We start from the raw sequence: 21,091 nt of genomic DNA on the forward strand, positions 1-21,091 counted from the left end.
TGCTCCCGACACCGCCGTAAGGGCGCTCGAACGAGCGTTATGCCGCCTTGACGTCGCTCGCGGAGTCGACCGCGACCAGCGGGGCGCCGGTCTTGATCGCGATGGTCTTGGGCTTCATCGCCTCGGGCACTTCGCGGACCAGGTCGATCACCAGCAGTCCGTCGTTGAGCCGAGCATCCTCGACCCGCACGAAATCGGCGAGTTCGAAGCGGCGCTCGAAGTTGCGGTTGGCGATGCCGATGTGGAGAAACGCGGCGATCGCCTCGTCCTGCGCTTCCTTGCGCCCCTTCACCTGCAACAGGTTCTGCTGCGCGGTGATCTCGATGTCGTCGCGGCCGAAACCGGCGACGGCGAGCGTGATGCGATAGCGGTCGCCATCGAGTCGCTCGAGATTGAAGGGCGGGTAATTATCGGCGCTCGCCTGGCGCGCATTGGCCTCGAGCATGTCAAACAGCCGGTCGAAGCCGACGGTCGAGCGGCGATAGGGGGTCAGATCGAACGTACGCATAAAGACTCCTTCGATTAAGCGAGTGTCGTCGAAATCGAGCCGGGTCCGCTGCTGCGCGACCCGCCCGGCGCGGCCTCCCAAAGAGCGCCGCACTCGCTGAATCTGGTTGGCCGCGCACCGAGTTCAAGAGGCCCCGCAGCGGTTTTTGAAGCGATGCTAAAGCGCACCTATCGCGGCCCCAAGAACGAGCGCGAGTGATAGTCCCCGCATTTGGTGGGCATATGGCGCGACTCGGGAAAAGCCCGAAACCAGGGGACCGTCATGCTTGCTTCCTTTCCGGCTCTGCTGCTCGCGTCGACTGCGCTCGGAAGTCCCGCCGTGGTGACCGATCCGCCCGTTGCCGCAGACGCACACGTGGTTGCCACCCAGGCGGACGCGCCGGCAGCGCAGGAGAATAGCGGCGACATCCTGGTCACCGCCCGGCGCCGCGCCGAAACGCAGCAGACCGTGCCGATCGCGCTCTCGGTGCTGACCGGCAAATCGCTCGCCGAGAGCGGCACGTTCAACGTCAACCGGCTGCAGCAGCAAGTCCCTTCGCTGCAATTCTATTCGAGCAACCCGCGCAATTCGGCGATCAACATCCGCGGGCTCGGCGCGCCGTTCGGCTTGACCAATGACGGGATCGAGCAGGGCGTCGGTTTCTATATCGACGGCGTCTATATCGGCCGCGTCGGCGCGGCGACCTTCGACTTCATCGATGTGGACCGGGTCGAGGTGCTGCGCGGGCCGCAGGGCACGCTGTACGGCAAGAACACGACGTCGGGTGCGCTCAACATTACGACGCGCGCGCCGAGCTTCACCCCTGAGGTCCGCGCCGAAGTGAGCGTCGGCAATTACAATTTCGGTCAGCTCAAGACCTCGGTTTCGGGCCCGATCACCGACACGCTGGCGATCCGTCTGTCGACCTCGGCGACGACGCGCGACGGCACGATCTACGACGTCGCGAGCAAGACCGATCTCCATCGCCAGCGCAATCTCGGCTTCCGCGGCCAGGCGCTCTACAAGCCGACCGATACGCTGAGCCTGACGCTGTCGGGCGATTTCAACGTGCAGAACCCGCTCTGCTGCGCGCAATATTACGCGCGGGTAGGCACGACGCAGCGCGCGGCGAACCGGCAATATGGCGCGCTTGCGGCCGCGTTCGGCTATGCCCCGCCGAGCACAAACCCGTTCGACCGCGTCACCGATCTCGATGCCAGCATCAATTCGCGCCAGGAAGTCGGCGGTGCGTCGCTCGTCGCCAATTGGGACCTCGGGCCGGCAACGCTGACCTCGGTCAGCGCGTGGCGCTATTGGGACTGGCAGCCCGCCAACGACCGCGATTTCATCGGCTTGCCGATCACCACGATCTCGCAGAACCCGTCGCAGCAAAAGCAGCTCTCGCAGGAGTTTCGGCTCGCCTCGAACGGCAAGAGCCGGCTCGACTATACCGTCGGCGCCTTCCTGTTCCACCAGACGATCCGCACCCAAGGTTCGCAGGTGCAGGGATCGGCGGCGAGCCGCTTCCTCCTGTCGGGCAGCGACGCCAGCAATCCGAACGTGCTCAACGGCCTGACCTCGAGCAACACGATCGCCTTCGACAACACGAGCTTCGCCGTGTTCGGCAAGCTCAACTGGGCGTTGACCGACAAGCTCCACGTCCAGCCGGGGCTTCGCGTCAATTACGACAAGAAATCGGGCACCTACGATGCGGTCGTCAGCATCGCCAACAGCCAGTACAGTTTCGTCGCGACCGGTGCGAACGTCGCGGCCCTGCTCGCCGCGACGCCAGCGGGCGCGGCGCGCACCACCTTCCAGAACCAGATCAACACGCTCGCCCCGCAGCATTACAGCCCGCGGTTCAGCGCGTGGAACGTGTCGGGCGATCTCACGCTGTCTTACGACTTTGCGGCGGACGTCCACGGCTACGCCTCCTATGCGCGCAGCTTCAAATCGGGCGGGATCAACCTGTCGGGCCTGCCGCTCAACGCGACCAGCACCGGCGTCGACCTGACGACGCAGACCGTGAAGCCCGAAAAGGTCAACGCCTATGAGATCGGGCTCAAGACGCAGTTTCTCGACCGTCGGCTGACGCTCAACCTCGCCGGTTTCTGGACCGACATCACCGATTATCAAGCGACCGTGAACAACAATGCGATCAACGTGATCCGCGGGTATCTCGCCAATGCCGGCAAGGTGCGGTCGCGCGGGTTCGAGTTCGACTCGAGCTTCCGTCCGAGCCGGCGTTTCTCGGTCTATGGCAACGGCGCTTATACCGACGCGAAATACGTCGACTTCAAGAACGCGCCATGCCCGCCCGAGCTTTCGGGCGGGAGCGCCGCCAGCGCGACCAGTCCGGCGACCGCGGCCGGGGTCGCGGGGGGCGTCAGCCCGGCGGCGTGCGACATATCGGGGCAGCGGCTGCCGGGGATCTCGAAATGGTCCTTCTCGTACGGCGGCGAATACAATGTGCCGGTCGGCCGATCGGGCGGGCAGGTCTATGTCGGGTATGACGGCAGCTATCGCTCGCGCTTCTCGTCCAATCCGTCGCCCTCGGCGTATACCTGGATTGGGAGCTATGCGCTCTCGAGCTTCCGGCTCGGATATCGCAAGACGGATTTCAACGTCTACGCCTGGGTGCGTAACGCGTTCGACCGGAATTACTTCGAGCTGCTGTCGACGCAATCGGGCAGTACGGGGTTGATCGTCGGGCAAGCGGGCGATCCGCGGACGTTCGGGGGGACGATTTCCAAGACGTTTTGAGTTGCTCTCCCTCCCTTTCCCTCTCCCGCATGCGGGAGCATCGGGTCGGTCATGCCCCCAGCATGACCTAAACAGCGCGGGGCGCTGTTTTCACGATGCTGGTGGCCGAGCGCAGCAAGGTGGGGGTGAGGGCAGTGGGGCGAAGGTAGAGAAAACGCCGGTCGGCAAAGCCGCCGTCGGACGGGTTCGCCACGAGGGCGACCCGCCGGCCGGCTTGGGCGATCCGCGCCCGCGGACCGGCGCGTGGCGCACGCGCCTTCGCCCAAACGCAAACGTCCGGGCCGTTTCCGACCCGGACGCCTGCGTGACGATCGCTCGTCAGCCCCCATTTAGGCCTTCGCTGCCAGCCCTGCGGCGGCGCTGAAGGCCAGTCCCCGAACCCACGGCCGTTGCCCGTGTGTCAGTGACAAAAGCGTTACGAGCGCGTCGGGAGGTTGTCATGGGGAATGTGGCCGTTGCGAACCGATTGCGGCGCGGCTGTGGCGCTTGCGCAACAGCTGCGTCCTTGGGGCAAGCGGTTGCCAGCGCATCGGCCGCGTCCTAGAGCGCTCGCCATGATCCTCTCCCGCTATGAACGCATGATCGCCCGGCGCTATTTGCTGCCCGGCAAGGGCGAGGGGTTCATCTTCCTCGTCGCCGGTATCAGTCTTGTCGCCGTGATGCTCGGAGTCGCCGCGCTCGTCATCGTGATGAGCGTGATGAATGGCTTTCGCGCCGAGCTGTTCGACAAGATCGTCGGGCTCAACGGCCATGCCGTCGTCCAGGCGTATGGCGGCCAGATGCGCGACTGGCGTCAAGTCGTCGGGCTCGCCGAGACGACCAAGGGCGTGACCAGCGCAACGCCGCTAATCGAACAGCCGCTGATGGCGACCTATAACGGCCGCGTCGAAGGCGTGCTGGTGCGCGGGATGCGCGTGTCGGACATCCGCTCGAACAAGACGATCGGCAGCAAGGTCGTGATGGGCTCGCTGTCGTCGCTGATGCCGGGCAGCGGCCAGATCGCGATCGGCTCGGGACTCGCCGACCAATTGGGCGCGGTCGTCGGCAGCCAGATCTCGCTGATCAGCCCGCAAGGGCAGACCACGCCGTTCGGCACGGTGCCGCGGATCGTGCAATATACTGTCGGCGCGGTCTTCACGATCGGCGTCTATGATTACGACAAGGCCTATATCATCATGCCGATGGAGGACGCGCAGACGCTCCTCATGCTCGGCGACTCGGTCAATATGATCGAGCTGCAAACGAGCAATGCCGATCAGGTCGGGCCGATCCTCGCCCCGCTTGCGAATAAGGTCGGCAAGATGGGGGTCATCCAGGACTGGCGGCAGATGAACGCGCAGCTGTTCGAAGCGCTCGCGGTCGAGCGCGTCGCGATGTTCACCGTGCTGTCGATCATCATCCTCGTTGCGGTGTTCAACATTCTGTCGTCGCTGATCATGCTGGTGCGCGCCAAGACCCGCGACATCGCGATCCTGCGGACGATGGGGGCGAGCAGGGGGGGGATGATCCGCATCTTCATGACGGTCGGCACGACGATCGGCGCGCTCGGCGTCGTCGCGGGGCTGATGCTCGGGTTCATCTTCCTCTATTTCCGCCAGAGCGTCGTCGATTTCGTCCAGCTCGTGACGGGGCAGAACCTGTGGGATCCCTCGATCCGCTTCCTGAGCGAACTGCCCTCGAAGACCGACCCGGTCGAAGTCATCGTCATTGCGCTGATGGCGCTGCTGTTCAGCTTCCTCGCCACGCTCTACCCCGCGCTGAAGGCGGCGAGCACCGATCCCGTCCAGGTTTTGCGTTATGAATAATCCGGTCCTCGGCGTCACCGGGCTGACGCGCAGCTTCGAACAGGGCGGGCAGACGATCGAGGTCTTGCGCGGCGTCGACCTGCAAGTCGGTGCGGGCGAGATCGTCGCGTTGCTCGGCCCCTCGGGCTCGGGCAAGTCGACGCTGTTGCAGGCGGTCGGGCTGCTCGAGGGTGGCTTTGGCGGCTCGATCCTGATCGATGGCGAGGAGACCGCGCGGCTCAATTCGGACGGTCGCACGCGCGTCCGGCGCGACAAGCTCGGCTTTGTCTACCAATTCCACCATTTGCTGCCAGACTTCAACGCGACCGAGAATGTCGTCCTGCCGCAGATGATCCGCGACAAGACGCGCGCAGAGGCCAACGAGCGCTCGACCGCCTTGCTAACCGCGCTCGGCCTCGGCCACCGCCTGACGCATCGCCCGAGCCAATTGTCGGGTGGCGAGCAACAACGCGTCGCGGTCGCGCGCGCGCTCGCCAATCAGCCGGCGCTGGTGCTGGCGGACGAGCCGACCGGCAATCTCGACGAGGCGACCGCCGACGTGGTGCTCGCCGAATTCCTGCGGCTGGTGCGCGGCGAGGGGACCGCCGCGCTCGTCGCGACGCACAACGAGCGGATGGCGCTCAAGATGGACCGTGTCGTGCGGCTGCACGAGGGGCGGCTGGCATGAGCTGGACCGACGCGCCGACGATGGTCGGGCGGCACGTCACGCTCCGCCCGACGCAGCCTGAGGATCGCGACGCGATCGTCGCGGCGGCGGCGGATGGGAAGATCAGCGAGCTGTTCTTCACCAACGTCTCGACGCTGACCGATCCCGAAGCCTTCATGGCGGCGCTCTTCAAGGAACGCGACTTCGGGCGGGCGATGCCGTTTACCGTGTGCACGCCCGACGGCCGCGTCGTTGGGCTCACGCGCTACATGCGGATGAGCGCAGGCCATAAGCGGCTCGAAATCGGCGGGACGTTCTACGCCAAGTCGGTCCAGCGCAGCGGGGTCAATACCGAGGCCAAGCTGCTGCTGCTGCGTCATGCCTTCGAGGTCCTGGGTTGCAACGCCGTCCAGATCCGCACCGACTGGTTCAACAAACGCTCGCAGGCGGCGATCGAGCGGCTCGGCGCAAAGCGTGACGGGATCTTGCGCAACCACCAGGTGATGGATGGCCGGGTGCGCGATCTTGTGGTCTATTCGATCATCGCGAGCGAATGGGCAGGCGTCGAGCGCAATCTGTGCTTCCTGCTCGCGCGCAACGAAGGGACATCCGCATGACCGCGATCACCGACCTCACCGTCAAGGCCGCCGATGGTTCGCCCGTCGATCTCTCCACTTATGCCGGCAAGGTCTTGCTGATCGTCAACACCGCCTCGAAATGCGGGTTTACGCCGCAATATGAGGGGCTCGAGGCGCTGCATCGCAAGTTCGCCGGGCGGGGCTTCGAGGTGCTTGGCTTCCCGTGCAACCAGTTCGGCGCGCAGGAGCCGGGCGATGCGGCCGAGATCGCCAACTTCTGCTCGCTGACGTATGACGTGACCTTCCCGGTGTTCGCCAAGGTCGACGTCAACGGATCAAACGCCGATCCCTTATTCACCGAACTCAAGAAGCAGGCGCCGGGCCTGCTCGGCCTGCAGGGCATCAAGTGGAACTTCACCAAGTTCCTCGTCGGCAAGGACGGCCGCGTCGTCGAGCGCTATGCGCCGACGACCAAGCCTGCCGATATCGAGGCGGATATCGCGAAGCTGCTGTAGATTGGTTCGCGCGGAGGCGCGGAGGACGCAGAGATGGCGCGCTCCTAGCAAGCGACTGATAGACCCTCCCGTTTCAGGTAGGCGCGCGCCGCGCGTTTCAGTCTTCCGCTCTGCGTCCTCTGCGCCTCTGCGCGAAAAAAACTTCTTATCCTCCCCTCGACGATATCCACCGCATTTTGCGAGTCACCGCCTTCCCTGAATCCGGCGCACCCCCCATAGTCATCTCCATGTCGCATTCCGGTTTCGTCCCCCTTCGTATCTTCTCCTCCTTCACCATGCTCGACGGCGCGATCGAGCCCAAGGCCATCGCCAAGCGCGCGCAGGAACTCGGTTTCCCCGCCGCGGCGCTGACCGATCGCAACGGCCTTTATGCCGCGATGGCCTATTCCGACGCGGCGCGCGCGGCAGGCGTGCAGCCGATCATCGGCGCGATGCTCGGCGTGTGTCGCCCCGGGATGCCCGAGGGCATGACGCCGGTGCTCGACTGGATCGCGCTCTATGCGCAGGACGAGGTCGGCTATCAGAACCTGTGCGTGCTCGTCTCGCAGGCGCATCTCGATCGCCCGCTCGAACTCAACGCGCATGTCGATTTCGCGGCACTCGAGGGGCGCACCGACGGCCTTATCGCGCTGACTGCCGGCCGCGAGGGCGGGCTTGCCAAGCTGTTCGCCGAAGATCAGCCTGACCGCGCGCTGGCCTATTGCGAACGCCTCGAGACGCTGTTCCCCGACCGGCTCTATATCGAGTTGACGCGGCGCGGCGACGAGATCGAAACCAAGGCCGAGAACGCGCTGCTCGACCTCGCCTATGACCGCGATCTGCCGATCGTCGCGACCAACCCGTGCTGCTTCGCCGAGCCCGGCTTCAGCGAGGCGCACGACATCCTGCTGTGCATCGCCAGCTCGACCTACATTGCCAGCGAAGACCGTGTGCGCAGCTCGCCCGATGCGTGGATGAAGCCCGCCAAGGACATGCGCGCGCTGTTCGCCGATCTGCCCGAGGCGATCGACAATACGCTGGTGGTCGCGCAGCGCTGCGGTGTCGCGGCGCCCAAGCGCAAGCCGATCCTGCCGAGTTTGGCGGGTGATCCGACGGCGGAAGCGGCGAAGCTGCGCGAAGACGCGCATGCGGGGTTGGAGCGACGGCTGGATCGGATTGCGGAACTCGCCGTCTCTGCTCCCCTCCCGCCTGCGGGAGGGGCTGGGGGTGGGCGCCCGACCTCTACAAGCGATACCGCAGCCGGAGAGCGCGAGCCCACCCCCAACCCCTCCCGCAAGCGGGAGGGGGGTGAAGAAGGGGGAGCCGAAGACTGGCGCGCCGTCTACCGCACTCGGCTCGATTTCGAGCTCGACGTCATCATCCAGATGGGCTTTCCCGGCTACTTCCTGATCGTCGCCGACTTCATCAAATGGGCGAAGGACCACGACATCCCGGTCGGCCCGGGCCGCGGTTCGGGCGCAGGCTCGGTCGTCGCCTGGGCGCTGACGATCACCGATCTCGATCCGATCAAGCTGGGGCTGCTGTTCGAGCGCTTCCTCAATCCGGAACGCGTGTCGATGCCCGACTTCGACATCGATTTCTGCGAAACCCGCCGCGGCGAGGTGATCCGCTACGTCCAGGAGAAATACGGCCGCGACCAGGTCGCGCAGATCATCACCTTCGGGCGCCTGAAGGCACGCGCGGTGCTCAAGGACACCGGGCGCGTGCTGCAGATGGGCTATGGCCAGATCGACCGGCTCGCCAAGCTGATTCCGAACTTGCCCGCCGATCCGTGGACGCTGAAGCGCGCGCTCGACGGCGTGGTCGAGCTCCACGCCGAGTACAAGTCGGACAGCAACGTCCGCCATCTGCTCGACCTCGCGATGCAGCTCGAGGGCCTCCCGCGCCACAGCTCGACCCACGCTGCGGGCGTGGTGATCGGCGATCGCCCGCTCGCCGATCTCGTCCCGCTCTATCGCGATCCCCGCTCGGACATGCCCGTCACGCAGTTCGACATGAAATATGTCGAGGGCGCGGGGCTGGTGAAGTTCGACTTCTTGGGCCTGAAGACGCTGTCAGTGCTGAAAAAAGCGATCGACCTGCTCGCAGCGCGTGGCGTCGTGCTCGATCTCGATGCGCTCGAATGGGATGACGAGGGCGTCTACAAGCTGCTCCAGAAGGGCGACACGGTCGGCGTGTTCCAGCTCGAATCCGAGGGGATGCGGCGCACGCTGTCGGCGGTGCGGCCGTCGAACTTCGGTGACATCATCGCGCTCGTCTCGCTCTATCGCCCGGGCCCGATGGACAACATCCCGATGTTCGGCCGCCGCAAGAACGGGCTCGAACCGATCGAGTACCCGCATCCGCTGCTCGAGGGCATCCTGTCCGAGACCTATGGCATCTTCGTCTACCAGGAACAGGTGATGCAGGCCGCACAGATCCTCGCGGGCTATTCGCTCGGGCAAGCGGACATGCTGCGCCGCGCGATGGGCAAGAAGAACCAGGCCGAGATGGACGCGCAAAGAGCCCATTTCGCCGAGGGGTGCCTGACGATCAACGGTATCCAGGCGGCAAAGGCGAACGAGTTGTTCGACTTGATCGACAAGTTCGCCGGCTACGGCTTCAACAAGTCGCACGCCGCCGCCTACGCGTTGCTGTCGTACCAGACCGCTTGGCTCAAGGCGCATCACCCTCACGAATTCTTCGCGGCGTCGATGTGCTTCGATCTCACGCTGACCGACAAGCTCAGCATCTTCGTCGACGACATGCGACGGCTTGGCGTCAAGCTGCTGCCGCCGTGCATTCTGCGCAGCGAAGCCGACTTCACGGTGGAAGACAGCGGCGACGGGCTCGCCGTCCGCTACGCGCTCGCCGCGCTGAAATCGGTCGGCGAGGGGGCGATGGAGAAGGTCGTCGCCGAACGCGACGCGAACGGGCGGTTCGACTCGATCGACGACATCGCGCGCCGGATCGACCCGCGCGTTTTGAACAAGCGCCAGCTCGAAATACTCGCAGCGGCGGGTGCATTCGATGGGCTCAACGAAAATCGCGCGGGCATTCTCGCTTGCGCCGAGACGATCCTCGCGACCGCCGCGCGGATCCACGAGCAGAAGACCAGCGGGCAGGGCGGTCTGTTCGGCACTGCGGAAGCGTCCGAGCCGCCGATCAAGCTCCCGCTCTCGGCGCGCTGGACGCTTGCCGAGCGGATGGACCAGGAGCGCGACGCCTTCGGCTTCTATTTCTCGGCGCATCCGGTCGATCGCCACAGCCACCTCGCCAAGATGCACGGCGCGCGCAGCTTTGCGACCTTGGGCGAGCTCAACATCCCCGACGACGGGACGCGGACCGGCGCGACGATGGCGGCGCTGGTCGAGGATGCGCGCTGGCGGACATCGGCGCGTGGCAAACGCTATTTAATGGCGACGCTGTCGGATCCGTCGGGGCAGTTCGTCGCGACGTGCTTCGACGATTCGGTCGCCGCCGATCTCGAGGAAGCGGCGCGCAACGGCGGATGCGGGCTGGTGACGGTCGAGCTCGATCGCCGTCCGGGCGAGGAGACTCCGCGCGTTTCGGTCAAGCGGATCCAGCCGTTCGAGGCGCTCGCCAACGATGCGCGCTTCAGCCTCGATCTGACGATCGATACGCCCGCCGGCATGGCGTCGCTCGCCGCGCTGCTCGGCGACGCGCGTGGCGCGCGCGGCGAAGTGTGGGCGACGGTCGCGGTTTCGGGCGACAATACCGCGCGCGTCCTGCTCGGCCGCGACTTCCTGCTCGACGGCGAGCTTGTCGGGCGGATCGAAGCGCTGCAGGATGTCGGCAATGTGGTGCTGCGCACCAGCGGCGCACAGCTGTCGCTGGTTGGGTAGGCTGACTTGCTCCCCTCCCGCTTGCGGGAGGGGTTGGGGGTGGGCTCGCGCTCTCCATAAACGATAACGCGGGAGGATGTCGGGCGCCCACCCCCAGCCCCTCCCGCAAGCGGGAGGGGACAAGACCTATGATCGGTGGAATGCAGGATTTCGAATTGCGGGTGCCGCGACTGCTCGATCATGCCGCGCGCGAGCATGGCGGGCGCGAGATCGTCACACGCTGGGCCGATGGTAGCGAAACGCGCAGCACCTGGGCCGGGGTCGCGCACGACGCCAAACGGCTGGCGCAGGCGCTCGAACGGCTCGGCATCGTCCCCGGCGACCGCGTCGCGACGCTCGGCATGAACCACGGGCCGCACTTGGTCGCCTGGTACGGCACGATCGGGATGGGCGGGGTGGTCCACACCATCAACCCGCGGCTGTTCGACGAACAGCTCGTCTATATCGCCAACCATGCCGAGGACCGCGTGCTGCTCTACGACAAGCAGTTCCAGCCGCTGGTCGACCGCCTCAGGCCGCTGTGGACGAGCATCGAACACTATATCTGCTTCGACGACGGCGCGTTCGACGCGCTGCTCGACGCCGAGACCGGCGCCTACGCCTGGGTCGAGGGCGACGAGCGCGCGCCGTGCATGCTCTGCTACACCAGCGGCACGACGGGCAACCCCAAGGGCGTGCTCTACACCCACCGCTCGACGCTGCTCCACGCGATGCACGCCGCCTCGCCCGCGGTGATGACGCTCAGCGCGCGGTCGACCGTGCTGCCGATCGTGCCCCTGTTCCACGCCGCCGCCTGGGGGCTGTGCTTCGCCGCGCCGCTCGCGGGCACCAAGCTCGTCTTCTCGGCGGTCAACGATGCCGCGGTGCTGTGCGGCCTGATGAACCGCGAGCACGTGACGCTGGCGGGCGGGGTGCCGACGGTGTGGCTTGCTTTGTTCCAGCATATCGACACGACCGGCGAGCTGCCGCGTACGCTCGAGGCGATCACCGTCGGCGGTTCGGCGGCACCGCGCGCGATGATTGCGCGCTTCCTCGATATGGGGATCAAGGTCATCCATCTGTGGGGGATGACCGAGACCTCCCCCGTCGCCACCGCCGCCGCACCGCCGGCCAATTGGAACGAGCTGTCGCGTGACGACCAGCTCGACCTGCTGCAGAAGCAGGGCAGCATTCCGTTCGGGATCGAGCTGCGCGTGCTCGACGACGATGACCGGGAGCAGCCGCGCGATGGCGTTTCGTCGGGCCGATTGCAGGTACGCGGGCCCTGGATCGTCCAGCGCTATTTCGGTGCGGAGGAGGACGCGGTCGATGCCGATAACTGGTTCGACACCGGCGACGTCGCGGTGCTCCACCCCGACGGCACGATGCAGATCACCGATCGCGCCAAGGACGTGATCAAGTCGGGCGGCGAGTGGATCTCGTCGGTCGATCTCGAGAATGCCGCGGTCGGCTGCCCGGGGGTAGCGGAGGCCGCCGCGATCGGCATCTACCATCCGAAGTGGGACGAGCGCCCGCTGCTGGTGGTGGTGCGCAAGCCCGACAGTAGGGTTGAGGCGGCCGAGATTCGGGCGCACCTGGGCGAGCATGTCGCGAAATGGTGGCTGCCCGACGAGATCGTGTTCGTCGATGATCTCCCGCATACCGCGACGGGGAAAATCCTAAAGACCGCGCTGCGCGCCCGCTTCAAGGATCATGTGCTGGCGGGGTGAAGCTGGGCCTGCGCCCGCGAGCTCCCCTAAGTCTCGCTTCCCCGGCGCAGGCCAGGGCCCAGGAGTAGAGCGAGCGAAGGCGTGCGGTGTGTTCGATGATCTCGGCAATCGCTCCTGGGCCCCGGCCTTCACCGGGGAAGCTACAGGGTTCGAGGCGACGGCCCTAGCGCGCGACCTGCACGACCTTATCCCGCGCGGTCGCCCCGCGCACCAGCGTCAGCGCCGACTTGGGGCAGCCGAGCGCCTCGGCGAGCAATCCGAGGATCGCGTCGTTGGCCTTGCCGTCCTCGGGCGTGATCGTCGTCCGGATCGAAAGAACGCGTGCCGCCCCCTCGGCAGGGAGCGCCACCGCGTTCGCGCTCGCATTGGGCGTGGCACGGACCGCGATCTGCCCGCGTGCGTCGACCAGCGCGAGCACCGCGGCACGGTCGGGCAGGCGATGCTTGGCGCGGCTCATCCGAACAAATCCCCCTGCGGCCCCGCCGGGGGGCGGAACAGGTCGCTGCGTAGCGCAATCCGCGTCGCATTCATGCCATGTTTGCGACACGCGATCTGGAAGCGCGTTTGCAGCAGCTCGGCCCACGGCCCGCTGCCGCGCATCCGCGTGAAGAAACCCGGATCGTTCTCACGCCCCTCGCGGATCGAGGCGATGATCGCCATCACCTTGCTCGCGCGGTCGGGAAAATGCGCGTCGAGCCACGCCTTGAACAGCGGCGCCACCTCCCACGGCAACCTTACCGGGATGAACGACACCGAACGCGCGCCCGCCTCGGCCGCGCGCTCGATCAGCTGTTCGATCTCGTGATCGGTGATCGCCGGGATCACCGGCGCGATCGAGACGTGCGTCGGGATTGCCGCAGCGACCAGCGCGCGCACCGCCGCGAGCCGCCGCGTCGGGGCAGGCGCGCGCGGCTCGAGCGTCATGGCGATCTTCGGGTCGAGCGAGGTCAGCGAGATCGCCACCGCCGCCAGCCCCTTCGCCGCCATCGGCGCGAGCAGATCGATATCGCGCACGACGCGGTCGGACTTGGTGGTGATCGTCAGCGGGTGGTTGGTCGCGGAAAGGACCTCGAGGCAGGCGCGCGTGATCCGCCAGTCGGTCTCGATCGGCTGATACGGATCGGTGTTGGTGCCAAACGCGATCGGCTGCGCGACATAGCCGCGCTTGCCGAGTTCGCCGCGGAGCAGCGCCGCGGCATCGGGCTTGGCGAACAGCTTGCTCTCGAAATCGAGCCCTGGCGAGAGATCGTGGAAGGCGTGGGTCGGCCGCGCGAAGCAGTAGATGCAGCCATGCTCGCAGCCGCGATACGGATTGATCGAGCGGTCGAAGCCGATGTCGGGCGAACTGTTGCGGCTGATGATCGTCCGCGCGCGCTCTACCGTCACCGTGGTGCGGAGCCGCGGCGGCACACCGTCGAGCGCGTCTCGATCATCGAGCCAGTCGCCATCGGCGACGCGCTCTGGCAGGTTGAACCGCGCGCTCGCGCGATTGAGCGTGGCGCCGCGCTGGGGGCGTTTGTCGGCCATTGACAGCGTGTAGCAGTCACTTCAGAACGTAGCAAGAACATTGCGGGAAAATCGAAATGGCACGACTGAACTATCTCGAGCTTCCGGTGCGCGATACCGTGACCGCCAAGGCTTTCTATTCGGCGGCATTCGGCTGGCAATTCAGCGATTTCGGGCCGAGCTATGCCGCGACGACGACTGGCGATACCGAGATCGGGTTCCAGGCCGACCCGGCCGAGGCTACCGCTGCGGCGCTCGCGGTGATTGCGGTCGACGATCTCGAAGCGACCGAGGCTGCGGTCCGCGCGGCGGGCGGGGAGATCACGCGCGCGGCGTTCGATTTTCCCGGCGGGCGCCGCTTCCATTTCCGCGATCGTTCGGGGCACGAACTTGCCGTCGCGCGCTACGACGGCTGACGGAATCCTGCTGAGCGTGCCGAAGCGGTGTTGGCCCTTCAATACGCGGAAGGAGGACAGCGCTTCGAGAGGCTCACCGTTCGCGCAGGCGCGGCATCAATTCGACGAAATTGCAGGGCTTGTGCCGGCTGTCGAGCTGGCTCGCGAGGATGCCGTCCCAGCCATCCTTCACCGCACCGGTCGAACCCGGTAGCGCGAAGATATACGTTCCGCGCGTCACGCACGCGCATGCACGCGACTGGACGGTCGAGGTGCCGATCGTCTTGAAGCTCAGCCAACGGAAAAGTTCGCCGAACCCGGGGATCAGCTTGTCGGCAACGCGCTCGATCGCCTCTGGCGTAACGTCGCGCCCGGTCACCCCGGTGCCGCCGGTCGAAATGATGCAGTCGACCGCCGGATCGTCGATCCAACGGTGCAGCGTCGCCACGAGCAAGTCGGCATCGTCCTTGACGATCTCGCGCGCCGCCAGAACGTGGCCCGCGTCAGTCAACCGCGCGACGAGCGTGTCGCCAGAGCGATCATCGGCCAGGCCGCGTGTGTCGGAGACGGTGAGAACGGCAATGCGGACGGGAAGAAACGTCGCGCCTTCGTCAATTGGCACTGGCGACCGCCTTGTTGGGGAGGCTTGCAGAGGCGCGATAGCCGTTGCTCGAGGTCAGCCGCACCGCCGCCGCCCCGGGCAGACCGGGGAAGCGCGGCCACATGCCCTGCGCGAGCGCCGCGCGGCTGACCGAAGCCGGCTTGCCGGTTTGCGCTTCATAGACCCAGTAATTGCGCAACACGGTGGTGACGTAGCCACGCGTCTCCCAATAGGGGATCGATTCGATATAAAGCAGCGGATCGCCGCCATCGCGCGTCTGCGCGTTCCACAGCTCGACCGGGCCGGGGCCGGCGTTGTAGGCAGCGATGACCTTGGGGAGCAGTCCCTCGGTGCACCGCTGGTCGCGCAATTGCTCGAGATAGCTCTGGCCGACTTCGAAATTGGTGCCGGGCCGCGACAGTGCGCTGCGGTCGAAGCTGCGGCCCTGCTTGCGCGCGATATCGGTCGCCGCGCGCGGCATCACCTGCATCAAGCCGTAAGCGCCCGCCGGGCTCACCACGTCGGTGCGGAAGCGCGATTCCTGGAGCGTGTGCGCGAACACCAGAGCCTTGTCGACGCGCCAGCCGCCATCGGGCGCCCAGTTCGGCGCGGGGAAGCGCGCCTCAAGCGGCGGCGTCGCGCCGACGGGGCCGTTATGCGACAGCCACACCTGCGTCGCGGGCAAATCAAGCGCGGCCGCCACGCGGACCAAGGCGGGATATTCGGAGGGATCGCCGATCCGCGCCTGCTGGCGGATGACCGCGTCGGCGAGTCCGGTCTCGCCGATCTCGACCAAGGCGGCCGCGACGCGGACGTTGGGGCGGCGCCCGACCTGTTGCCAATCGCTCGCGCCCGACAGCGTCGCCGCGCGGTTGGGCGCATCCTTGATGCCGAGCGCCTGGCGCGCGAGCAGGCCGTAGAAGGTCTCGCGATATTGCGCGGCGTTCTTGAGGCGGTTCTCGATCCGGTCGGGACGGCCGCACTGCATGTCTGCGCGCGCGGTCCAGTAGAGGCCGGCGGCGCGCAACTCGATATCGCTGGCGCGCGCGGCGACGTTCTGGAAGAGATCGCCCGCGGCGGCGCAATCCCGCTGCCGCCATGCAGCGAGCGCGCCGACCCAGACGGCCTCGACCGCGAAATCGCCCGAGCCGGTGCCGGCGCGCGCTGCCATCGTCCGCGCGTTGCTGTCATCGCCTGCGAGATAATACATCCAGGCGATCTTGCGCTGCCATTCGGTTATCGAATCCGACGACAGGCCGGGGGTCGACTCAAGCAATTGCTGCGCTTCGAAGCCGCGATCTTCCTTGATGAAGGGCTGCATCTTGAGTGCCAGCTCGACCGCGAGCATGTCGCCATTGCCGAAGCTCTTGGCGCGTTTGCGCGCCGGAGCACCGTCGATCCAGCGCAGCGCACGCGCCTCGGGCAAGGGTGGCAGGCCGACGCCGCCGCGCGACGCCGCCATCGTCAGGATCTGCTTGGCCTGCGGGAGCTCGGGCGCATCGGCGAGCAGCTTCATCAGCGGGTCGAGATCGGCCTTGGGCGATCCCTTGGCGGTGAGCAGCTCGGCTTCGGCGATCGCGTGGAGCGGCCCCGGCTTGAGCGAGGCCAGGAGGAGCTGCGCATCCTGCCACTTCTGCGCGCGGATATTGGCGAACACCGCGCGATAGGCATCGCGCTGTTCGGCGTCGAGCTGCGTCGGGATGATGCTGCGCTGGCTGGTCTGGACCGACGCCATCGGCGGTTCGCCCGCTGCCTGTGCGATGCCCGGCACCGCCAGGATAAGAGCGGTGAGAAGAACCCGCTTTGCGCTCATGCGCTCAACCCCGCGATCAACATTTGTAAATCCTTCCACGCCCGGGCCTTGTCGGCCGGGCGTTCCAGCAACAGCCGCGGATGGAAACTGGCCACCACATCGACCGTTACCGCTGGCATGCCATCTTCTAGGTTAATTGGGTGTAAACTGCCGCGGGCATGTGCGACGTCCATCCCCGTCAGCGCACGGCTCGGCGCATTTCCCAGCACGAGCAGCCGCATCGGCTTCACCAGGGCGACGTGATGCCGCGCAACCTCGACGATCCGCTGCTCGATCTCGGGCGCGATCCGGCCCGCGGTCGGGCGCTTGCTGCACATCGGCACGATGTAGACCGATTCGCGACTCCGCCCGATCGCGGCGAGCATCCGGTCGAACAGTTTGCCCACTGGCCCGCCGAACAGGCTTCCCGAGTCGCCATCTTCGCGATCGGGCACGTCGGTCAAAATCATGATGTCGGCGGACGGATCGCCCGACGCGCCGATCGGATCGCCGCGCCAGTCGGCTTCGGGCGCATCGTCCCCGGCGCGCCAGGTCAGAAAATCTTCGAGCGTGCGCGGCAGCGGCAGCACGACCGGTTCCGCTACGGCGGCAACGCGTGCGCGCTGCTCGGGGACGACGACAGGGGCGACCGGGGCAGCGGTCCAATCGCGCGGTGCTTCGTCGACCAGCGAATCGATGCCGGCGTCGCGCCACCATTCGAGCGCGCTCGCCGCGGCCATCCGCCAGTCGATATTTTGGTCAGCCCCCATATATGCCTATAGCTACCATGTTGACGCGAAGGTCAATTCGCTGGCACGCGCAGCAGGACAGGAAGTGCCGCGCGCGCGACGAGACCGATGCGAAGGCGCCCCGGATGGAGAAGTACCGTGAGTGAAGGCGAAAACCATCGCGAGTCCATGCCGTACGATGTGGTCATCGTCGGCGCCGGCCCCTCGGGCCTGTCGGCTGCGATCCGGCTGAAACAGGTGGCCGCCGAGAAGGGCGCCGATCTCTCGGTCTGCGTGCTCGAAAAGGGCTCGGAAGTCGGCGCGCACATCCTTTCGGGCGCGGTCATCGATCCCAAGAGCCTCGACGAATTGCTGCCGAACTGGCGCGAGGACGGCTGCCCGCTGGCCGAGGTGCCCGTCACCGAAAACCACCACTGGGTGCTGAGCAAGGGTGGGAAGCGCAACCTGCCGCATTTCCTCACGCCGTCGTTCATGCAAAACAAGGGGACCTATACCGGCAGCCTCGGCAATCTGTGCCGTTGGCTCGCGGGCAAGGCCGAGGAGCTCGGCGTCGAGATCTTCCCCGGCTTTGCCGCCGCCGAAATCCTTTATAACGACGACGGCTCGGTTAAGGGCGTCGCGACCGGCGACATGGGCGTCGCACGCGATGGCTCGCACAAGGGCGATTACACGCCGGGTCTCGAGCTCCACGCGAAATACACCTTCTTCTCGGAAGGCTGCCGCGGGCATCTGTCGAAGCAGCTGATCCGCAGCTTCGATCTGGCGAAGGACAGCGACCCGCAGGTCTACGGCCTCGGCGTCAAGGAATTGTGGGACATCGATCCCGCGCTCCATTCGCCGGGCCGCGTGATCCACACGCAGGGCTGGCCGCTCAGCGAGACGCACGGGTCGAACGGCGGCGGCTGGATCTACCATCAGGCCAATGGCCAGGTGTCGATCGGCTTCGTGACGTGGCTCAACTACACCAATCCGTATCTCTCGCCGTTCCAGGAGATGCAGCGCTGGAAGACGCATCCCGAGATCGCGGCTTTGCTCAAGGGCGCCAAGCGCGTCAGCTACGGCGCGCGCGCGATCAGCGATGGCGGGCTGCAGTCGATCCCCAAGCTGGTGATGCCCGGCGCGGCGCTGATCGGCGACAGCGCGGGTTTCCTCAACGTGCCGCGGATCAAGGGCACGCATACCGCGATGAAATCGGGCATGCTCGCCGCCGAGGCCGCCGCCGAGGCGATCCTCAGCCAGCGCGAACATGACGAGCTCGCCGCCTATCCCGCGGCGTTCGAGCAGAGCTGGGTCAAGAAGGAGCTGTCGGTCGTCCGCAACGTCGTGCCGCTGGTCAAGAAGTTCGGCGATTTCGTCGGGTCTGGGCTTGCCGGGATCACGATGTGGCTCGAGCATTGGGGCCTCAAGGTGCCCTTCACGCTCCACCATCATCCCGATCACGAGAGCCTGTGGCGTAAGGATCAGGTCCAGCCGATCGTCTATCCCAAGGCTGACGGCGTGTTGACCTTCGATCGTCTGTCGTCGGTGTTCATCTCGAACACCAATCACGAGGAGGACCAGCCGGTCCATCTGACGCTCAAGGATCCCGACGTCCCGGTGAAGCACAATCTGCCGCTGTATGACGAGCCCGCGCAGCGTTACTGCCCGGCGGGGGTGTACGAGATCGTCGGCGAGGAAACCGGCGATCCCAAGTTCGTGATCAACGCGCAGAATTGCGTCCACTGCAAGACCTGCGACATCAAGGACCCGACGCAGAACATCAACTGGGTCGTGCCCGAAGGGGGCGGGGGCCCCAACTACCCCAATATGTAAGGCGCGCCGGGCAAGACGCAGCGAGGCTGCGTCGCGCCTCGAGGCGCGCCCGGCCGGCGGCGCCACCAGCGCCGTCCGACGACGCGGCTTTGCCGCGGCGCTCTCAACCGGACGAAGCGAATGATCACCGAAACCGCCCCCGCCAAGATCAACCTCGCGCTCCACGTCCGCGCGCGGCGGGGCGACGGCTATCACGAGCTCGAGACGCTGTTCGCCTTCGTCGCCGATGGCGACACGGTCACGCTCGCGCCGGGGCCGCTGTCGCTGGCGATCACCGGGCCGTTCTCGGAAGGCTTGAGCGGCGAGGGCGACAATCTCGTGCTCGGCGCCGCGCGCGCCTTCGCCGCCGCGTTCGATCTGCCGGAGGGCGGCGCCTTCACGCTCGACAAGCATTTGCCGGTCGCCTCGGGCATCGGCGGCGGCTCGGCCGATGCTGCGGCGGCGCTCCGTGCGCTCGCCCGCGCCAATGATATCGCGATCGACGACCCCAAGCTGTTCGACATCGCCGCCGCGCTCGGCTCCGACGTTCCGGCGTGTCTGCTCGGCCGCACCGCGCTGGGGCAGGGGCGGGGCGAGCGCCTTGTCCCGCTCGACGGCCCGAGCGGGATGCCGGTGCTGCTCGTCAATCCGGGCGTCGCGGTGTCGACCGCCGCGGTGTTCAAGGCGTGGGACGGAGTCGATCTCGGCGCGATGCCCGAGGGCGACGTGCTCGACGTGGCGCTCGCCGCGCGCAACGACCTCGAGCTCCCCGCCCGCCGGCTCGCGCCCGAAATCGACGGAGTGCTCGCGCTGCTCGCCGAGGGCACGCCGCTGCTCGCGCGCATGTCGGGTTCGGGCGCGACGTGCTTCGCGCTTTACGCCACCACCGCCGAGCGCAGCGCCGCCGCCGCGCGGATCCGCGCTGCGCAGCCCGGCTATTGGTGTCTCGAAACGACACTCGCGTGACGGATCGCCGCGTCATTCTGGGACAGGCGCACGCGGGTCAGCGCCAAAACCGGCGGAAAACCGCGATTGGCGCGCCGCTTGCTGTGCTAGGGCAAGATGGGTCCGCCGCCCCCCTGCGGAGCGCCCGTTGATGGTCCATGGCTCAGCCTTGCGCCATTCCCCGGCCGGGGTGGTGACATCCATGTCATCCCCCCGGTCGTGACCCTATGACGCGCCCCCACATCCTCTCCGGCAAACCCGGCGGCATCTTGCTGATCTGCGATCACGCGTCGAACGCGGTTCCCGACGGTATCGATCTCGGCATCGCGCTGGCCTTGCTCGAAAAGCATATCGCGATCGACATCGGCACCGCCGCGCTTACCGAATCGCTCGCGGCGGAACTGGGCACGCCTGCCTTGCTCGCCACGCTGTCGCGGCTGGTGATCGACCTCAATCGTCCGACCGACCATCCCGGCCTGATCCCGCTCGCGAGCGACGGCCACGCCATTCCCGGAAATGCCACGGCAGACCGCACCGACCGGATCTCCCGCTTCTATACGCCCTATCACGACGCGCTCGCCGCGCTGATCGTCGAGACGCAGCCCACGCTCATTGCGGCGATTCACAGCTTCACGCCGCGGCTCGAACACGGCGACGGTGCGCCCCGCCCGTGGGAGATCGGCATCCTGTCGAACACAGATCGCCGCGCAGCCGACATAGCGCTACCGCTGCTCGCAGCGCAGGGTCTCGTCACTGGCGACAACGAACCCTATTCGGGTCAGCTGCTCAATGCGACGCTCGACCGCCACGGCGAGGGCAACCATATTCCCAGCCTGTCGATCGAAATCCGCAACGATCTGATAGCCGACCCCGCGGGTGTACGGCGTTGGACCGCCATCCTCGCGCCAATCTTGCGCGAAATCAGCAACAGACTTGCGTCGAGCGACCATCCTACGCAATAGGC

At 66.6% G+C, this 21,091-nt stretch carries 17 protein-coding genes; 11 read left to right on the plus strand and 6 right to left on the minus strand.

Features of this window, described 5'->3' with window-relative positions:
- Positions 1 to 37 precede the first annotated feature (37 nt).
- Positions 38 to 508 carry an Hsp20 family protein gene (locus E2E30_RS05770; protein ID WP_133188060.1) on the minus strand — a complete coding sequence of 157 codons (471 nt, stop codon included), beginning with the start codon at positions 506 to 508 and terminating at the stop codon, positions 38 to 40.
- A gap of 261 nt (positions 509 to 769) precedes the next feature.
- On the opposite strand from E2E30_RS05770, the gene E2E30_RS05775 reads away from it, so the two are divergent.
- The 7 genes from E2E30_RS05775 (at position 770) to E2E30_RS05805 (ending at position 12,348) form a co-directional block, all read left to right on the plus strand.
- Complete coding sequence (locus tag E2E30_RS05775) at positions 770 to 3,250, plus strand: TonB-dependent receptor (RefSeq protein WP_133188062.1); 2,481 nt, start codon at positions 770 to 772, stop codon at positions 3,248 to 3,250.
- Positions 3,251 to 3,804: 554 nt separating this feature from the next.
- Entirely contained in the window at positions 3,805 to 5,055 is a 1,251-nt protein-coding gene (locus tag E2E30_RS05780) for a lipoprotein-releasing ABC transporter permease subunit (protein WP_133188064.1), read from the plus strand.
- Entirely contained in the window at positions 5,048 to 5,722 is a 675-nt protein-coding gene (locus E2E30_RS05785) for an ABC transporter ATP-binding protein (RefSeq protein WP_133188066.1), read from the plus strand. The genes E2E30_RS05780 and E2E30_RS05785 overlap by 8 nt, the downstream gene beginning before the upstream one ends.
- Entirely contained in the window at positions 5,719 to 6,318 is a 600-nt protein-coding gene (locus E2E30_RS05790) for a GNAT family N-acetyltransferase (RefSeq protein WP_133188068.1), read from the plus strand. The genes E2E30_RS05785 and E2E30_RS05790 overlap by 4 nt, the downstream gene beginning before the upstream one ends.
- Positions 6,315 to 6,794, plus strand: a complete 480-nt coding sequence (locus tag E2E30_RS05795) for a glutathione peroxidase (RefSeq protein ID WP_133188070.1) — start codon at positions 6,315 to 6,317, stop codon at positions 6,792 to 6,794. Before E2E30_RS05790 ends, E2E30_RS05795 begins: the two co-directional genes overlap by 4 nt.
- Positions 6,795 to 7,021: 227 nt before the next feature.
- Positions 7,022 to 10,639 carry a DNA polymerase III subunit alpha gene (gene dnaE / locus E2E30_RS05800; protein ID WP_133188072.1) on the plus strand — a complete coding sequence of 1,206 codons (3,618 nt, stop codon included), beginning with the start codon at positions 7,022 to 7,024 and terminating at the stop codon, positions 10,637 to 10,639.
- A 128-nt stretch (positions 10,640 to 10,767) separates the two neighbouring features.
- Complete coding sequence (locus E2E30_RS05805; protein WP_133188074.1) at positions 10,768 to 12,348, plus strand: long-chain fatty acid--CoA ligase; 1,581 nt, start codon at positions 10,768 to 10,770, stop codon at positions 12,346 to 12,348.
- Between the two features lie 163 nt (positions 12,349 to 12,511).
- On the opposite strand, the gene E2E30_RS05810 is transcribed toward E2E30_RS05805, so the two are convergent.
- Entirely contained in the window at positions 12,512 to 12,805 is a 294-nt protein-coding gene (locus tag E2E30_RS05810; RefSeq protein ID WP_133188076.1) for a DUF167 domain-containing protein, read from the minus strand.
- Positions 12,802 to 13,875: a PA0069 family radical SAM protein gene (locus E2E30_RS05815; RefSeq protein WP_133188078.1), complete on the minus strand. Its 1,074-nt coding sequence runs from the start codon at positions 13,873 to 13,875 to the stop codon at positions 12,802 to 12,804. The genes E2E30_RS05810 and E2E30_RS05815 overlap by 4 nt, the downstream gene beginning before the upstream one ends.
- 56 nt (positions 13,876 to 13,931) lie before the next feature.
- On the opposite strand from E2E30_RS05815, the gene E2E30_RS05820 reads away from it, so the two are divergent.
- Positions 13,932 to 14,270 (plus strand): VOC family protein, encoded by a 339-nt coding sequence (locus tag E2E30_RS05820; protein ID WP_133188080.1) that lies wholly within the window; start codon positions 13,932 to 13,934, stop codon positions 14,268 to 14,270.
- A gap of 73 nt (positions 14,271 to 14,343) precedes the next feature.
- Here E2E30_RS05820 and moaB read toward each other — a convergent pair whose 3' ends face one another.
- The 3 genes from moaB to E2E30_RS05835 are packed head-to-tail and all read right to left on the minus strand — an operon-like array spanning position 14,344 to position 17,412.
- A complete protein-coding gene (gene moaB / locus E2E30_RS05825; RefSeq protein WP_133188082.1) occupies positions 14,344 to 14,871 on the minus strand; it encodes a molybdenum cofactor biosynthesis protein B in 528 nt (175 codons plus the stop codon).
- On the minus strand, positions 14,861 to 16,663 hold the full coding sequence (locus tag E2E30_RS05830; RefSeq protein WP_133188084.1) for a lytic transglycosylase domain-containing protein: 1,803 nt from the start codon (positions 16,661 to 16,663) through the stop codon (positions 14,861 to 14,863). The genes moaB and E2E30_RS05830 overlap by 11 nt, the downstream gene beginning before the upstream one ends.
- Positions 16,660 to 17,412 carry a uracil-DNA glycosylase gene (locus E2E30_RS05835; RefSeq protein WP_133188086.1) on the minus strand — a complete coding sequence of 251 codons (753 nt, stop codon included), beginning with the start codon at positions 17,410 to 17,412 and terminating at the stop codon, positions 16,660 to 16,662. The genes E2E30_RS05830 and E2E30_RS05835 overlap by 4 nt, the downstream gene beginning before the upstream one ends.
- Positions 17,413 to 17,559: 147 nt before the next feature.
- On the opposite strand from E2E30_RS05835, the gene E2E30_RS05840 reads away from it, so the two are divergent.
- The 3 genes from E2E30_RS05840 to E2E30_RS05850 all read left to right on the plus strand — a co-directional run bounded on the left by E2E30_RS05840 (position 17,560) and on the right by E2E30_RS05850 (position 21,089).
- The gene (locus E2E30_RS05840; RefSeq protein WP_133191949.1) at positions 17,560 to 19,203 is read left to right on the plus strand and encodes an electron transfer flavoprotein-ubiquinone oxidoreductase; all 1,644 of its coding nucleotides are present in this window, start codon (positions 17,560 to 17,562) and stop codon (positions 19,201 to 19,203) included.
- A 120-nt stretch (positions 19,204 to 19,323) separates the two neighbouring features.
- Positions 19,324 to 20,148 carry a 4-(cytidine 5'-diphospho)-2-C-methyl-D-erythritol kinase gene (locus tag E2E30_RS05845; RefSeq protein ID WP_133188088.1) on the plus strand — a complete coding sequence of 275 codons (825 nt, stop codon included), beginning with the start codon at positions 19,324 to 19,326 and terminating at the stop codon, positions 20,146 to 20,148.
- Between the two features lie 206 nt (positions 20,149 to 20,354).
- On the plus strand, positions 20,355 to 21,089 hold the full coding sequence (locus E2E30_RS05850) for an N-formylglutamate amidohydrolase (protein ID WP_133188090.1): 735 nt from the start codon (positions 20,355 to 20,357) through the stop codon (positions 21,087 to 21,089).
- The last annotated feature ends 2 nt before the right edge of the window (positions 21,090 to 21,091 follow it).

The sequence above is a fragment of the Sphingomonas sp. AAP5 genome (assembly GCF_004354345.1).
GTDB lineage: Bacteria > Pseudomonadota > Alphaproteobacteria > Sphingomonadales > Sphingomonadaceae > Sphingomonas > Sphingomonas glacialis.

What these genes read in the sequence shown, in the direction of transcription:
- E2E30_RS05850 (WP_133188090.1), top strand. Translation starts at nt 20,355, where the DNA reads ATGACGCGCCCCCACATCCTCTCCGGCAAACCCGGCGGCATCTTGCTG.
- E2E30_RS05790 (WP_133188068.1), top strand. Translation starts at nt 5,719, where the DNA reads ATGAGCTGGACCGACGCGCCGACGATGGTCGGGCGGCACGTCACGCTC.
- E2E30_RS05770 (WP_133188060.1), bottom strand. Translation starts at nt 508, where the DNA reads ATGCGTACGTTCGATCTGACCCCCTATCGCCGCTCGACCGTCGGCTTC.
- E2E30_RS05840 (WP_133191949.1), top strand. Translation starts at nt 17,560, where the DNA reads ATGCCGTACGATGTGGTCATCGTCGGCGCCGGCCCCTCGGGCCTGTCG.
- E2E30_RS05780 (WP_133188064.1), top strand. Translation starts at nt 3,805, where the DNA reads ATGATCCTCTCCCGCTATGAACGCATGATCGCCCGGCGCTATTTGCTG.
- E2E30_RS05795 (WP_133188070.1), top strand. Translation starts at nt 6,315, where the DNA reads ATGACCGCGATCACCGACCTCACCGTCAAGGCCGCCGATGGTTCGCCC.
- E2E30_RS05835 (WP_133188086.1), bottom strand. Translation starts at nt 17,412, where the DNA reads ATGGGGGCTGACCAAAATATCGACTGGCGGATGGCCGCGGCGAGCGCG.
- dnaE (WP_133188072.1), top strand. Translation starts at nt 7,022, where the DNA reads ATGTCGCATTCCGGTTTCGTCCCCCTTCGTATCTTCTCCTCCTTCACC.
- E2E30_RS05815 (WP_133188078.1), bottom strand. Translation starts at nt 13,875, where the DNA reads ATGGCCGACAAACGCCCCCAGCGCGGCGCCACGCTCAATCGCGCGAGC.
- E2E30_RS05820 (WP_133188080.1), top strand. Translation starts at nt 13,932, where the DNA reads ATGGCACGACTGAACTATCTCGAGCTTCCGGTGCGCGATACCGTGACC.
- E2E30_RS05785 (WP_133188066.1), top strand. Translation starts at nt 5,048, where the DNA reads ATGAATAATCCGGTCCTCGGCGTCACCGGGCTGACGCGCAGCTTCGAA.
- E2E30_RS05775 (WP_133188062.1), top strand. Translation starts at nt 770, where the DNA reads ATGCTTGCTTCCTTTCCGGCTCTGCTGCTCGCGTCGACTGCGCTCGGA.
- E2E30_RS05810 (WP_133188076.1), bottom strand. Translation starts at nt 12,805, where the DNA reads ATGAGCCGCGCCAAGCATCGCCTGCCCGACCGTGCCGCGGTGCTCGCG.
- E2E30_RS05830 (WP_133188084.1), bottom strand. Translation starts at nt 16,663, where the DNA reads ATGAGCGCAAAGCGGGTTCTTCTCACCGCTCTTATCCTGGCGGTGCCG.
- E2E30_RS05805 (WP_133188074.1), top strand. Translation starts at nt 10,768, where the DNA reads ATGATCGGTGGAATGCAGGATTTCGAATTGCGGGTGCCGCGACTGCTC.
- E2E30_RS05845 (WP_133188088.1), top strand. Translation starts at nt 19,324, where the DNA reads ATGATCACCGAAACCGCCCCCGCCAAGATCAACCTCGCGCTCCACGTC.